The sequence below is a fragment of the Bradyrhizobium elkanii USDA 76 genome, assembly GCF_023278185.1.
Lineage (GTDB): Bacteria > Pseudomonadota > Alphaproteobacteria > Rhizobiales > Xanthobacteraceae > Bradyrhizobium > Bradyrhizobium elkanii.
On record NZ_CP066356.1, the window covers coordinates 1,474,710 to 1,489,537 of the forward strand.

General features: G+C 65.5%; 12 protein-coding genes. 9 read left to right on the forward strand and 3 right to left on the reverse strand.

The annotated features are described in order from the left end of the window. Positions 1–110 precede the first annotated feature (110 nt). Complete coding sequence (locus tag JEY66_RS06995; protein ID WP_016841616.1) at positions 111–383, forward strand: DUF2312 domain-containing protein; 273 nt, start codon at positions 111–113, stop codon at positions 381–383. 172 nt (positions 384–555) lie between these two features. Then, complete coding sequence (locus JEY66_RS07000) at positions 556–2,319, forward strand: adenylate/guanylate cyclase domain-containing protein (protein WP_016841615.1); 1,764 nt, start codon at positions 556–558, stop codon at positions 2,317–2,319. A gap of 36 nt (positions 2,320–2,355) precedes the next feature. Here JEY66_RS07000 and JEY66_RS07005 read toward each other — a convergent pair whose 3' ends face one another. The 3 genes from JEY66_RS07005 to JEY66_RS07015 form a co-directional block, all read right to left on the reverse strand. Further along, the gene (locus JEY66_RS07005; RefSeq protein WP_018268747.1) at positions 2,356–3,951 is read right to left on the reverse strand and encodes a peptidoglycan L,D-endopeptidase MepK; all 1,596 of its coding nucleotides are present in this window, start codon (positions 3,949–3,951) and stop codon (positions 2,356–2,358) included. Between the two features lie 265 nt (positions 3,952–4,216). After that, a complete protein-coding gene (locus JEY66_RS07010) occupies positions 4,217–6,484 on the reverse strand; it encodes a L,D-transpeptidase scaffold domain-containing protein (protein WP_026191803.1) in 2,268 nt (755 codons plus the stop codon). A 308-nt stretch (positions 6,485–6,792) separates the two neighbouring features. Further along, positions 6,793–8,283: a sigma-54-dependent transcriptional regulator gene (locus JEY66_RS07015; RefSeq protein ID WP_016841613.1), complete on the reverse strand. Its 1,491-nt coding sequence runs from the start codon at positions 8,281–8,283 to the stop codon at positions 6,793–6,795. 142 nt (positions 8,284–8,425) lie between these two features. Here JEY66_RS07015 and JEY66_RS07020 point away from each other — a divergent pair, with 142 nt between their 5' ends. The 7 genes from JEY66_RS07020 (at position 8,426) to JEY66_RS07050 (ending at position 14,788) form a co-directional block, all read left to right on the forward strand. Next, positions 8,426–10,342, forward strand: coding sequence for a M3 family oligoendopeptidase (locus JEY66_RS07020; RefSeq protein WP_016841612.1), 1,917 nt, complete (start codon positions 8,426–8,428; stop codon positions 10,340–10,342). Between the two features lie 239 nt (positions 10,343–10,581). Continuing rightward, positions 10,582–10,734, forward strand: coding sequence for an aa3-type cytochrome c oxidase subunit IV (locus tag JEY66_RS07025; RefSeq protein WP_016841611.1), 153 nt, complete (start codon positions 10,582–10,584; stop codon positions 10,732–10,734). A 144-nt stretch (positions 10,735–10,878) separates the two neighbouring features. Further along, the gene (locus JEY66_RS07030; RefSeq protein ID WP_018268745.1) at positions 10,879–12,003 is read left to right on the forward strand and encodes a Re/Si-specific NAD(P)(+) transhydrogenase subunit alpha; all 1,125 of its coding nucleotides are present in this window, start codon (positions 10,879–10,881) and stop codon (positions 12,001–12,003) included. An 11-nt stretch (positions 12,004–12,014) separates the two neighbouring features. Continuing rightward, on the forward strand, positions 12,015–12,332 hold the full coding sequence (locus JEY66_RS07035; RefSeq protein ID WP_016841609.1) for a proton-translocating transhydrogenase family protein: 318 nt from the start codon (positions 12,015–12,017) through the stop codon (positions 12,330–12,332). Between the two features lie 43 nt (positions 12,333–12,375). Continuing rightward, the gene (locus JEY66_RS07040; RefSeq protein WP_018268744.1) at positions 12,376–13,773 is read left to right on the forward strand and encodes an NAD(P)(+) transhydrogenase (Re/Si-specific) subunit beta; all 1,398 of its coding nucleotides are present in this window, start codon (positions 12,376–12,378) and stop codon (positions 13,771–13,773) included. 10 nt (positions 13,774–13,783) lie between these two features. Then, positions 13,784–13,954, forward strand: a complete 171-nt coding sequence (locus JEY66_RS07045) for a hypothetical protein (protein WP_016841606.1) — start codon at positions 13,784–13,786, stop codon at positions 13,952–13,954. Positions 13,955–13,969: 15 nt separating this feature from the next. Beyond that, positions 13,970–14,788: an alpha/beta hydrolase gene (locus JEY66_RS07050; RefSeq protein WP_018268743.1), complete on the forward strand. Its 819-nt coding sequence runs from the start codon at positions 13,970–13,972 to the stop codon at positions 14,786–14,788. Positions 14,789–14,828 lie beyond the last annotated feature (40 nt).

A 14,828-nucleotide genomic window follows, 5' to 3' on the forward strand; every position in this document is an offset into this window, starting at 1 on the left:
GCGCGATGTTTCCTTGACGGAACGCGCGCCAAAATCGAGGGTCGCCCGCAGCAAGCGGTGCGCGAGGCGCGTATTCGCGTAACATTTCAATACCTGTTCAGGAGTGCGCGATGGCCACCACGTCTGCCGCCGTCAAGGAAGAGCCCGCAACGCGATTTGCCAAGGACCAGCTCAAGTCCATCATCGAGCGCATCGAGCGGCTGGAAGAAGAGAAGAAGACGATCTCGGACGACATTCGCGACGTCTATGCCGAGAGCAAGGGCAACGGCTTCGACGTCAAGGCGCTGCGCGCCATCATCCGTTTGCGCAAGCAGGACCCGAACGAGCGCCAGGAGCAGGAGACCATCCTGGAGACCTACATGCAGGCGCTGGGGATGCTCTGAGGCGGCCGGTGGCCACCCCTTACCGGGCGTTCGCCAAGGCGCCCCCCAAAGGCTCTCGCCAACGCTCTCGCCAAGGTTCAGGTCAAAGCTGCTGGCGGGCCTCCTGTCGAGGCTTGGGTGAAATCCCGGGATTTGCTACACTGGCGGCGAGGTAACCGGGCAGATCGTTCAGATGGACGTGCCAGGACCAGAGCGCCGGCTCGCTGCGGTCCTCGCCGCCGACATGGTCGGCTATAGCCGCCTGATGGAGGCTGACGAGACGGGCACCCTTGCGCGCCTCAAAACCCATCGCATCGAGCTGATCGATCCGGCCATCGCCAAGAATCGCGGCCGCATCATCAAGACCACCGGCGACGGCCTGCTGGTCGAATTTCATAGCGTCGTCGATGCGGTGCTGTGCGCGGCCGAGGTTCAGAGCCGGATGGCGAAGCGCAACGCCGACGTCGCGCCGGCGCGCTGGATGCAGTTTCGCATCGGCATCAATCTTGGCGACGTGATCGTTGACGGTGCCGACATCTTCGGCGACGGCGTCAACGTCGCGTCCCGCCTGGAGACGCTGGCCGAGCCCGGCGGCATCTGCATTTCCGGCGCGGTCCGCGATCAGGTCGGCGATCGCCTGGAAGATCTGAGCTTCGAGGATCTCGGCGACCAGACCGTCAAGAACATCGCGCGCCCGATCCGGGTCTTCCGCGTCCATCTCGAATCCGGTGCCAGGCCCGTTCCGGAGCACCCGGGTGCGGTGGCCGCCCCTGTCGTCGCCAAGAAGCCCTCCATCGCCGTGCTGCCGCTCGTCAACATGAGCGGCGATCCCGAGCAGGAATTCTTCGCCGACGGGCTCACCGAGGACATCATCACCGAGCTGTCGCGCTTCCACGATCTGCTGGTGATCTCGCGCAACTCGAGCTTCGTGTACAAGGGCAAGGCCGTGAAGGTGCAGGACGTCGCGAAGGAATTCGCCGTCGACTATGTGCTGGAAGGCAGCGTGCGGAAGGCGGGCGGCCGGATCCGCGTCACGGTGCAACTGATCGACGCCGTGGCCGACCGGCACGTCTGGGCCGAACGCTACGACCGCGAGCTGGCCGACATCTTCGCCATCCAGGACGAGATGACGCGCGCGATCGTGGCGACCTTGCCGGGGCGCGTCGAGGCTGCCGCGCATGATCGCGTCAAGCGCAAGCCGACCGACAACATGGCGGCCTACGAGTGCGTGCTCGCCGCCAAGGTGCTGCATCATCGCTCGGCACGGGACGACAACGCGGAGGCGCAGCGCCTGCTTGAGCGGGCCATCGTGCTTGACCCGAACTATGCCCATGCCCACGCCTGGCGGGCCTGCGTGCTCGGCCAGACCTGGGTCTACAACTGGTGCACCGACCGCGACGCGACCATGGCGCAGGTCGGCGCCGAGCTCGAGATCGCGCTCAAGCTCGACGACAATGACAGCGACGTGCACCGGATCCTCGCCGCCCTGAACCTCAACCGCGACGACCACGACAAGGCGACCTTCCACCAGGAACGCGCGCTCGCGCTCAATCCGAATTACGACCTCGTGGTCGTGCAGCAGGGCGAGCTCCTGACCTGGCTCGGGCGGCCCGAGGAGGGCATCGACTGGATCAAGCGGGCGATGCGCCTCAATCCGTTCCATCCGGAGCGGTTCTGGAACCATCTCGGCCGGGCCTGCTATTGCGCCGAGAAATACGCCGACGCCGTCGAGGCGTTCTCGCGCATCACGCGCCCCGACCACACCCATCACGCCTTCCTCGCGGCGACCTTCGCGCAGATGGGCAACACGGTGGCTGCCTCGGCCCACGCCGCCGAGGTGCTGAAGCGCGAGCCGACCTTCTCGGTTGCCGCGCACCTGACCACCCAGCGCTACAAGTGCGAGCCCGATCGGGCGCGTTACGAGGCCGGCCTGCTCAAGGCAGGGCTGCCGGCCTGAAGGGGCGGAAAGCTATCTTGTCGGCAGAAGCGCGGCTCAGCGCAGCGAGGCGGTGCGGAGCACGAAGGACTGGGTCGTCAGGAGGGCGGTCGCCGAGCCCGAGAAACGGTCGCAGGTCATGCCCATCATCGGATCTTCCGAGAAGGTCATGACGACGGCGGCCTGCGGCTTCACGAAATGAGTCCGCATCATGGTCATGTCGGTGTCGCCAAGCACCGTGGTCAGCATGGCATTGCTCGCGCTCGGCGCCAGCATCACCACGCGCATCCAGATATCGTTGCCCTTGGCAGCCGAGATCCGCGCGGAGGTGGTGATCACGCCCTGGCTCGGAGCGCCCTTGGCAACGACGGTGTTGATTTCGGTGCTAGGAGCCGCGGCATTGCGTGTCGGGCGCACGTTGCGCGGGATCGGCGCGGTCGCTGCGACGATGTTTGCGCGATCGACCGGTGACGCCGCAGGCGCATAAGCCAGCGCCTTGTTGAAGTTTTCGGTTGTCGTGCTGGCTGTGGTCTGCGGATCGGTACCGCCGACCGCCTCACGGGCCTTCAGCGCGGCAATCTGCGCCGCCGACGCCTGCTTCGGCGCCTCACCCTCGTCACCCCAGAAGCCGCGGGCATTGATGATGTCGGCAGGCGATTGCGGCGCGGTGTTCTCGGCCACCTGCACCATTTGCACCGCGGGCTTCGCCTTCGGCATCGGCACGAGCTGGGCGTCGGCGGCGGCGAGCTGGATGGCGGCGGCGAACTGCGGCTTGGCGCGCGGCAGCGGAATCGGATCGGCGGATTTGGCGGGCGCGGCGGCGGCCACCACGGTGTTGGCGGCGGGCTTGTCGTTCACGCTGGCCGCGCCTTCGTCTTCATCGTCACTCGACTTGCCGCCACCGAACAGCTTGGCGAACAGGCTCGGCTTGCCGATGGTCGCGGCATCGTCACCATTGCCGCGGCGCTCGATGTCGGCCTTGGCGAGCTCATAGCCCTTGAGCGGCGTGCCGTCGGTCGGGACATGGACGGTGCGGCCGTCGGGAAACACCCTGACCAGCTGCTCGCGGGTCATGCGCGGCCAGTGGCGAATGCTGCCGGTATCGAGATGGACGAACGGCGAGCCCGAGGTCGGATAGAAACCGACGCCGCCGCGCTGCAGGCGGAGGCCGGCGTAGCGGATCTGCTCCAGCGGCACGCCCGGGATGAAGAAGTCCATCGCATGCCCCAGCATGTGCTGGCTGTGGCGCGCGACGCCCGAGGAGCGGCGGCGGAGCATGGCGTTGGTGGCAGGGGCGCGATAGGCGGAGATGATCTGGATCGGCTGCTTGCCGCCGACGTCGTTATAGACGTCCCACAGGATGTCGAAGAGGTGACGGTCCATCACCGTTTCATCCTGGGAGCGCCAGTCGCGCAGGAAGTGGTTGAGCTGCTTCAGCGCGCCTTCGTCGTAGCGACCCTCGCGCTTGAAGGTGACGGTGAGGTCTTCGCCGGAATGGGTGTGGTGGAAGGAGAGGGTGCGGGTCTGGTTCAGCGCGGTGGCATCGTGCACCGATCCCGCGCCCGCCAACAGCAATAGCGCAGTCAGGCCGACTTGGTATCCGGCCTTAGGCAACGACAGCGGATTGCAGCGGCGTGCGAAGACAGCCAGCACTATGAGCCCACCCAGTCGACGAGCGTTCGGTCGGCATCTTTCGCAGACCCCCTGCGGAAGACGGTGAACGCTTTCTTAAAGCGGGAGGGTTAACCGAGGTTTACCGACCCGCCCCTAAGTTAGGCTTAACTAACTGGGCGACTGTGGCAAAAGATAGCCCTGCTCCCCAGCCGAGACCCGAAATGGTTAACGTAAACGATCTCGCCTTTTGAGCGAGATCGTTGATTTTGCTTCAAAATTTATCCCAATCGGGCGGAAATGCAGACTAGCGGGTGATCACCCGGCGCTGCTGCTGGGCCTGCCCACGACGGATCGGCTGCGGCTCCGGCTGCCCGAATCCCCCGAACAGGCGCTCGAAGAAGTTTGGTCCGGAGGAGCCAAAGCCGTTGTCGCCGGCGACATTGACGCCGGCGGGCAGGCTGCTGCTCGGCGGACGCGAATAGCTCGGCTGGGCGTGCGCCACCACCGTCTCGAGGTCCTTGCCGCGGCTGTTCCTGAGCAGCGACAGCATGGTGGCGTCGCGGCCGTAAACGTCCCTGCGGAATTGCAGCTTGCCGGCATCGTCCACGAACGCGGTCTGGTAGGTGATGTTCACCGGGATCGGCGTCGGGAATTTCAGGTCGACCTCGCTCGAGCCGTACATGCTGCGGATCCGCTCCGGCGTGTAGTGCTGGTTCGGCTCGGTGATGTTGAGCAGGACGGCGGCGTACTGATCGGGGTTCTGCACGCGCATGCAGCCGTGGCTGAAAGCGCGCTCGTCCTTCGCGAACAGGTACTTGTCCGGCGTGTCGTGCTGATAGACCAGGAACTTGTTCGGGAAGTTGAAGCGGATGCGGCCGAGCGCGTTGGCTTCACCCGGCGGCTGCGAGATGTGGATCGAGCCGTCGCGGTTGCGCTCGAGCCTGAGGCCCATGCGCTGCAGCACCGTCGGATCCTGCTGCAGGGCCGGCAGATACTCGTTGTAGATGATCGATGGCGGCACGTTCCAGGTCGGATTGACCGTGATGTACTTCATCGTCTCGGTCAGAAGCGGCGTGGCATGCTGGCCGGGCTTGCCGGTGACGACGCGGGTGGTCCAGACCGGCGCGCCGTTCTGCATCACCTTCAGCGTGTAGTCCGGGATGTTGAGGATCACATAGGCATTGCCGACACTGGCGGCGCCGAGCTGGCGCGGCAGCCAGCGCCAGCGCTCCATGTTGACGATCACGGTGTCGATCTGCCGGTCGCGCTTCGGATTGTTCAGTGCCTTCACCGTGCGCTCGTCGAGAACGCCGGTCGGCTTGAGATCGACGCTGCTCTGGAATTTCTCCACGGCACGCGCCACCGTCGCGTCATACTTGGTGCTGTCGGCATCCTCGGTGATGCCGAGCTTGTTGCGCAGGTCCGGCACGCGCGGATCGTCCATTTCGACCGCGGCCTGCTTCTTGCGCGCCGGCAAATATTTCAGCGCCGGGCCGTCCGCGATCGTGATGACCGGACCGTCGCCCTGGCCACGCAGCTCGGCGAGCTTCTTCTTCAGCTCCTTGTAGAGCTTCTGCTGCGGGTTATAGCCGTCGAGCGCGGCGGAGGCGTCCTTGGCGGAGGTCACATTGGCGAACACTTCAGCCGGATCGATCGGGTGCTCCGGATAGAGAATGTCCCCCGACACCTGCGACCAGTGCATGCGGCCGCTCTGGGCCTGGCGGGCATAGTCCAGCATGCTCGCCGCGAGCTTCAGCTCGGCGTCGGCCAGCGCGTCCGGCGAGGTCGCCGCGGCGAAATCCGGCACCGGATAGTCTGATGCATCGAGGCCGTCGGCGGCCGCGTCCTTCAGGCGGGCAATGACGCCCTTGCCGGCGTCGGTCAGCTTGCCGGCCTTGGTGAAGACCGGTGCGTAGTCGCGAGCCGAATAGAACTTCTCGGCCGCCGCGCGCTCGTTCTTGCGGTCGAAGGTGCGCAGCGACTTGCCGGCGAGCAGTTCGCGCAGCTTGTCGGCAACCGGCTGATCCTCGGCGGCAACGTTGCTCGCGGCCTTCGCCGGTTCGCTCGCCGGAGCTGCGGCGGTCGCGGGAGCAGGCGCTGTTGCCGGCGCTGCGGCCGTTGCAGGCGCGGGGCTTGCGGCAGGCGCGGTGGCAGTTGCAGGGGCGGGGGCCGCTGCCGCCGGCGGCGCGACCGCGGTATCGGTCTTCGGCGCATCGGCGGGCTTCGGCTCGACCGCCTTTGCAGTCGCGCTCGGCTCTGCCGGCTTGGCGTCGACCGGCTTTGTCTCAGCAGGCTTGGCTTCGGTGGCTTGTACATCCGCTGGCTTCACGTCGGCCGGCTTGGCTGCATCGGGCAGCGCTGCGGTGGTGTCGGCCTTGAAATCGCTTGCGGTGGGGGGCGGCACGTTGGCCGGTTCGGGGCGCGGGATCGCCGCGTCGATCGCGAGTTCCGAAGCGCTGGAGTGCGGCGTGTCCTGCGCGAGGGCCGAGGTCGCGGACACCGTGAGGAAGGTTGCCGCGACGGCCATCAATACGCGGTCAAATCCTCGACGGTTGTTCGAACAGTCACGCATCGTCACACCCCCTGGGTGAAACTGCCCCTCGTCAAACCGGAACAGTTCAATTCAGAATTTGGTTTCATAGCTTGCGCGAAAGCGCCGGCCTCTCGATCGACTCGCACGCCTGCACACAACGAACGCAGACGATACCTTTGCCCCTCTCATGCAGCCAGCGCCATGCGGGGCAACTCACGACAAACTGACCTCGAAGCAGCTGATTTCGCTCCGGGCCGTGCGTTTTTGCCACGCGGCACAGCCTTTGTCTGTCACCGCCACGACACGGTTCAAAAGGTTCCCTGGTATGGCCCTGTCGGCCTTGAGGGCTAAGTGGCGTCGCTTGCGCGCGCGCCGGCCGCAGCTTCGTCGAGCTTGCGATAGAGCGTCGAGCGGCCGATCTTGAGACGGCGCGCGACCTCCGACATCTGTCCGCGGTAATGCGAAATCGCGAAGCGGATGATCTCGTTCTCGAGATCTTCCAGGGGGCGCACCTCGCCTGCGGCATTGAGCATGGCAAGGCCGCCGGCGGTGGGCAGGGACACAGTAACCGGTATTTCATTACCGGAAATCATGGCCGGAGCCGTGGAGGGCGACACCACCAGCGGCTCGCCCTGCAGCGATTTGCCCTCCGCTACCGGATGCGCCGTTCCTTGCGGGAAATCGGCGAGCGCGAGCTGGTCGCCGTCGCTCATCACCACGGCGCGATACACCGTGTTCTCGAGTTGGCGGATGTTGCCCGGCCAGTCGAGCTGCGAAAGGTGGGCCATCGCCTCGCCGCTGATGCCGGTGATGTTGCGGTTTTCCTCGGCGCAAAACCGCGCCAAAAAATGCCGCAACAGATGCGGGATGTCTTCGCGCCGCTGTCGCAGCGCCGGAATGGTCAGCGGTAGCACGTGCAGGCGATAGAACAGGTCCTCGCGGAACTGGCCGCCTTTCACGAGATCGAGCAGCTTGCGGTTGGTCGCCGAGATGATGCGAACATCGACCTTGACCGGCTTGCGGCCGCCGACCGCCTCGACGGTGCCTTCCTGCAGGGCGCGCAGCAATTTCACCTGCGTGGCCAGCGGCAATTCACCGACCTCGTCGAGGAACAGCGTGCCACCATGCGCTTCGACGAACTTGCCCTGATGGCGCTCGGTGGCGCCGGTGAAGGCGCCCTTCTCGTGGCCGAACAGGATCGATTCGACGAGATTGTCCGGGATCGCGCCGCAATTCACCGCAACGAACGGCCTGGCCTTGCGCTCGCCGCTGCCATGAATGGCGCGCGCGAACAGTTCCTTGCCGACGCCGGATTCGCCCTCGATCAGCACCGGGATCGTCGAGGACGCGGCCTTTTGCGCGGTGCGCAGCACCCCGGCCATCGCCTCGCTGCGGGTGATGATGTCGGAGAAGGTCAGCCGGCCCTCGCGGCTGTGGCGGATCCGCTGCAATTCGCCCTTCAGTGCCGAGGCGTTGAGGGCGTTGCGCAGGGAAACCTGCAGCCGCTCGAAGCCGACCGGCTTGACGACGAAATCCTGGGCACCGGCGCGCATCGCCGACACGACATTGTCGATGCCGCCATGCGCGGTCTGCACGATGACCGGGACGGTCAAACCAGCTTCACGAATTTTTGCGAGGACTCCGAGACCGTCGAGGCCCGGCATCACGAGGTCGAGCACGACGGCGTCAATCGCCTGCGTCTCGGATGCGGTCAGGGCCGCGATCGCCGCGTCGCCACTGTCCACGACGAGGGGCTCATAGCCGCACTTCTGCACCATGTTTTCAACCAAACGGCGCTGTACTGCGTCGTCATCGGCGATCAAAATGGTGGCAGCCATGGTTTTCCCCGCACGCTACGTTTATTTGTCTCGAATCGGGGCAATGTCGCCGATGCCGATTAACGCACTCTTAAATGTTGCAAACCCGCATTCATTCCGCCGCCGCCGACATCTTTCCGACTGAACCAAGGTTACGAACAAGATGACCTCGCGCTCCAAAACTGCATCCAACAAGTCTGCCCTCGGCAAGCCCGCTCTCCGCAAGGAAGCCGCGCTGCGCAAGACGGCGGCCCAACGCAAATCGTCTGCAAGCGGCCCGGCGGCGAAAAAGGCAGCCAGCAAGACCGGCAAGCTTCCGGAATGGAATCTGGCAGATCTCTACTCCGGTATCGATGCGCCGGAGGTCGCACGCGACTTGCAGAAAATGGACGCAGATTGCGTCGCGTTTGAGACCGACTACAAGGGCAAGCTTGCCGAAAATACCGCCAAAGAGGGTGGCGGAAAGTGGCTGGCCGAGGCGATCCGGCGCTATGAGGCGATCGACGATCTGGCTGGCCGTCTCGGCTCTTACGCCGGCCTCGTCCATGCCGGCGACAGCGTCGATCCCGCGATCTCGAAATTCTACGGCGATATTTCCGAGCGGCTGACCGCCGCGTCGGTGCATCTGTTGTTCTTCTCGCTCGAGCTCAATCGGGTCGACGATGACGTGATCGAGCGCGCGATGGCCGAACCCGAACTCGGCCATTACCGGCCGTGGATCGAGGATCTGCGCAAGGACAAGCCGTACCAGCTCGAGGATCGCGTCGAGCAGCTGTTCCACGAAAAGGCGCAAAGCGGCTACGCGGCCTGGAACCGGCTGTTCGACCAGACCATCTCCGGCCTGCGTTTCAAGGTCGGCGGCAAGGAGCTCGCGATCGAGCCGACGCTGAACCTGCTGCAGGACAAGGCGGGGGACAAGCGCAAGGCTGCCGCGCAGGCGCTTGCCAAGACCTTCAAGGACAATGAGCGCAGCTTCGCGCTGATCACCAACACGCTCGCCAAGGACAAGGAAATCTCCGACCGCTGGCGCGGCTTCCAGGATGTCGCGGACTCCCGCCATCTCAACAACCGCGTCGAGCGCGAGGTGGTCGATGCGCTGGTCGCCTCGGTGCGCGCGGCCTATCCGAAGCTGTCGCACCGCTATTACGCGCTCAAGGCCGGCTGGTTCAAAAAGAAGAAGCTGCCGCACTGGGACCGCAACGCCCCGCTGCCGTTCGCGGCGACCGGCACCATCGCCTGGCCCGAGGCGCGCAACATGGTGCTGTCGGCCTATAGCGGCTTCTCGCCCAAGATGGCCGAGATCGCGGAGCGCTTCTTCGACGATCGCTGGATCGATGCGCCGGTCCGTCCCGGCAAGGCGCCCGGCGCGTTCTCGCATCCGACCACGCCGTCGGCGCATCCCTATGTGCTGATGAACTATCAGGGCAAGCCGCGCGACGTGATGACGCTGGCGCATGAGCTTGGTCATGGCGTCCATCAGGTGCTGGCGGCGAAGAACGGCGCGCTGATGGCGCCGACGCCGCTGACGCTGGCCGAAACTGCAAGCGTGTTCGGCGAGATGCTGACCTTCAAGCGGCTATTGTCCCAGACCAGGAACGCCAAGCAGCGCCAGGCGCTGCTCGCGGGCAAGGTCGAGGACATGATCAATACCGTGGTGCGGCAGATCGCGTTCTATTCATTCGAGCGCGCGGTTCATACCGAGCGCAAGAACGGCGAACTCACCGCCGAGCGGATCGGCCAGATCTGGCTCAGCGTGCAGGGCGAGAGCCTGGGGCCGGCGATCGAGATCAAGCCGGGCTACGAGACGTTCTGGATGTACATTCCGCACTTCATCCACTCGCCGTTCTACGTCTATGCCTATGCGTTCGGCGATTGCCTCGTGAACTCGCTCTATGCGGTCTACGAGCACGCGTCCGAAGGCTTTGCCGAGCGCTATCTCGACATGCTCGCCGCCGGCGGCACCAAGCACTACTCCGAGCTGCTGCGGCCGTTCGGGCTCGATGCCAAGGACCCCAAATTCTGGGACGGCGGCCTGTCCGTCATCGCCGGCATGATCGACGAACTGGAAGCGATGGGCTGAGGCCCATCCGCTGTCCCGGGGCTGAAGCCGGCGTTTTTGCGCCGGACGGCACGATCTTTCCTTATCTTTCCTTGGCGCCCGCGCTTCGGAGATCAATCCGGCCCGGACGCGGCCGTCGCCGGGCCGGATCGGGGACGATTTGCGCTTCAAATCGCCCGATCGGGACCGCGCCGTTGCCCTGCCTACCCGTTTGCGGTAATGGCTCGCGGAGGAACGCGAATTTCTGACTGGGGACAGCGATGGCAGACCATAGCGAAGTGGCCTACACGACCGCCGACGGCAACGATTACGTGGCGCATGAGCAGACCTATGAAGGGTTTATCATGCTGGTCAAATGGGGCACCATCAGCGTCGCCATTATTCTCGCCCTGATGGCCTATTTCCTGGTCTGATCCTTTAGATCGGCTAGCGGCGCCGCCGTCCCGCGGCGGTGCCGGAATTCCTGTCGAATCCGGATGTAAAAACCGGGTATCCAAATCTGGCGAAAATAACGCTAGTTTGAAGACGCGTGCGCCGCTCGCGCCGCCGGAGGGCCCATGAAGATTGCCGTTGCCAAGGAAATTGATCCGTCCGAGCCGCGGGTTGCGGCCTCGCCCGATACCGTGAAGAAGTTCAAGGCACTCGGCGCCGAGGTCGCGGTCGAGCCGGGCGCGGGCATCAAGTCGGGCCTTCCCGATTCGGAGTTCACCGCGGTTGGCGCCACCGTCAGCGCGGACGCGCTCAAGGACGCCGACATCATCATCAAGGTGAAGCGGCCGGAAGCCTCCGAACTCTCCAAATACAAGCGCGGCGCGCTGGTCATCGCGATCATGGATCCCTACGGCAACGAGGCCGCGCTGAAGGCGATGGCCGATGCCGGCGTGTCTGCCTTCGCGATGGAATTGATGCCGCGCATCACCCGCGCGCAGGTGATGGACGTGTTGTCCTCGCAGGCCAATCTGGCGGGCTACCGCGCCGTGATCGAGGGCGCCGAGGCCTTTGGCCGCGCCTTCCCGATGATGATGACCGCCGCCGGCACCGTTCCGGCCGCGAAGGTGTTCGTGATGGGCGTCGGCGTCGCCGGCCTGCAGGCGATCGCGACCGCGCGGCGGCTCGGGGCCGTCGTCACCGCGACCGACGTGCGTCCGGCCACCAAGGAACAGGTCGAATCGCTCGGCGCGAAATTCCTCGCCGTCGAGGACGAGGAATTCAAGAACGCGCAGACCGCCGGCGGCTACGCCAAGGAAATGTCCAAGGAGTACCAGGCCAAGCAGGCCGCGCTGACCGCCGAGCACATCAAGAAGCAGGACATCGTGATCACGACCGCGCTGATCCCGGGCCGTCCGGCGCCGAAGCTCGTCACCGGCGAGATGGTGAAATCGATGAAGCCCGGCTCGGTGCTGGTCGATCTCGCGGTCGAGCGCGGCGGCAATGTCGAGGGCGCCAGGCCCGGCGAGGTGGTCGAGGCCGACGGCATCAAGATCGTCGGCTACACCAACGTCGCCGGCCGCGTCGCGGCGTCGGCCTCGGGGCTCTACGCGCGCAACCTTTTCTCGTTCATCGAGACGATGGTCGACAAGGCCAATAAGGCGCTCGCGGTCAATTGGGACGACGAGCTGGTGAAGGCCACCGCGCTGACCAAGGACGGCGCCGTCATCCATCCCAACTTCCAGCCGAAGTAAGGAGAGAAGCCATGGAGCATCTCGCGCAGGCCGTCGATCCGTTCGTGTTCCGGCTGTCGATTTTCGTCCTCGCCGTGTTTGTCGGCTATTTCGTGGTGTGGTCGGTGACCCCGGCGCTGCATACGCCGCTGATGAGCGTGACCAACGCGATCTCCTCGGTGATCGTGGTCGGCGCGCTGCTCGCGGTCGGCGTCGGCATGGTCTCGAGCGGTTCGGGCTGGGCCCGCGGCTTCGGCTTCGTCGCGCTGATCTTCGCCTGCGTGAACATCTTCGGCGGCTTCCTGGTCACCCAGCGCATGCTCGCGATGTACAAGAAGAAAGCCAAGTGAGCGGCAATCACCTCGGGGTGATGAGGATTTTGGGGGACCTGAGATGAGCGCCAATCTCTCTGCACTGTTGTATCTCGTGGCGGGGGTGCTGTTCATCCTGTCGCTGCGCGGCCTGTCGAGCCCGGCGTCGTCGCGCCAGGGCAACATGTTCGGCATGATCGGCATGGCGATCGCCGTCGGCACCACGCTGGCGAGCCATCCGCCGGCCGACGGCGTGGCCTGGGTGCTGGTCATCCTCGCGGTCGCGATCGGCGGCGGCATCGGCGCCGTCATCGCGCGCCGGGTGCCGATGACCTCGATGCCCGAACTCGTCGCCGCATTCCACTCGCTGGTCGGCATGGCCGCGGTGCTGGTCGCCGCCGGTGCGTTCTATGCGCCCGAGGCGTTCGACATCGGCACGCCCGGCAACATCCATCCGCAGAGCCTGGTCGAGATGTCGCTCGGCGTCGCGATCGGCGCGCTGACCTTCACCGGCTCGGTGATCGCGTTCCTGAAGCTGTCGGCCCGGATGAGCGGCGCACCGATCATCCTGCCGTTCCGCCACGTCATCAACATCGTGCTGGCGCTGGCGCTGGTGTTCTTCATCGTCGGCCTCGTGATGAGCGGCAGCGCGCTCGACTTCTGGCTGATCACCATCATCGCGCTGGCGCTCGGCGTGCTGATGATCATCCCGATCGGCGGTGCCGACATGCCGGTCGTGATCTCGATGCTGAACTCGTATTCCGGCTGGGCCGCGGCCGGCATCGGCTTCACGCTCGGCAATTCGGCACTGATCATCACCGGCGCGCTGGTCGGCTCCTCCGGCGCGATCCTGTCCTACATCATGTGCCACGCGATGAACCGCTCGTTCATCTCGGTGATCCTCGGCGGCTTCGGCGGCGAGACGGCGGCAGCCGGCGGCGGCAGCGGCGAGCAGAAGCCCGCCAAGCTCGGCTCGGCGGATGACGCCGCCTTCATCATGAAGAACGCCTCCAAGGTCATCATCGTGCCCGGCTACGGCATGGCGGTGGCGCAGGCACAGCACGCGCTGCGCGAGATGGCCGACATCCTGAAGAAGGAAGGCGTCGAGGTGAAATACGCCATTCACCCGGTGGCGGGCCGCATGCCCGGCCACATGAACGTGCTGCTGGCCGAGGCCAACGTGCCCTACGACGAGGTGTTCGAGCTCGAGGACATCAACTCGGAGTTCGCCCAGGCCGACATCGCCTTCGTGATCGGCGCCAACGACGTCACCAACCCGGCGGCGGAAGAGGACAAGACCTCGCCGATCTACGGCATGCCGGTGCTGCAGGTCTGGAAGGCCGGCACCGTGATGTTCATCAAGCGCTCGCTCGCCTCGGGCTACGCCGGCATCGACAACCCGCTGTTCTACCGCGACAACACCATGATGTTGCTCGGCGACGCCAAGAAGGTCACCGAGAACATCGTCAAGGCGATGTAAGGCGGTAGCGATGACGCTGAACCGGGAGTGGCATCGAGCGCATCGCATGCCGCCCCGGGCGACGCGCGAACAGCGCATCAAGTGGCACGTCGCGCATGCGGCGGCGTGCGCGTGCCGGCCGGTCCCCGATAGCGTCAAGGCGGACGTCGAGAAGCTGCGCAAACTCGCCCGCCGCAAATAGCCGCGGCCACCGGTGATGGCGCTGGCACTCGCAATCCTGAAATGGCTCCTGATCGCCGCGGTCGTCATCTATCTCGGCGGCCTCGTGGCGCTGTATGTCAAGCAGCGCGAACTGCTGTTTCCGATCCCGCCGGTCGGGCGGACCGCGCCGGCGGCCGCGGGCCTTCCCGAAGCGAAAGAACATGTCCTGACCACCGGCGACGGCGAGAAGGTCATCGTCTGGCACGTGCCGGCGAAGCCGGGCCGGCCCGTCGTGCTGTTCTTCCACGGCAATGGCGATTTCCTTGCCGGGCGCGTGGCGCGCTTCAAGGCCATCACGGCCGACGGCACCGGGCTGGTGGCGCTGTCCTTTCGCGGTTACGCAGGGTCGAGCGGGTCTCCGAGCGAGCAGGGACTGCTGCAGGACGCCGCGGCGGCTTACGCCTTCGCCACCGCGCGCTACCGCGCCGAGCAGATCGTGGCCTGGGGATTCTCCCTCGGCACGGGCGTTGCGGTTGCGCTCGCCGCCGAACATCCGCTCGGCAAGCTGATCCTTGAGGCGCCATATACGTCGACGGCTGACGTCGCCGGCGCGCATTTCTGGTATGTGCCGGTCCGCCTTTTGATGCGCGATCAATTCCACTCCGACCGGCTCATCGCGCGGGTCAAGGCGCCGCTCCTGATCATGCATGGCGCCGACGATCCGGTGATCCCGATTCGCTTCGGCGAGCGCCTGTTCGGCCTCGCCCATGAGCCCAGGCAATTCGTGCGACTGCCCGGTGGCGGGCACGACAATCTCGACGATTTCGGTGCGATGGCGACGGCGCGACGGTTTATCGACGCCGCAAGAGGCTGACGGCGGCGATTGTCTGTCGCATAATCGCGGCACCGAAGTG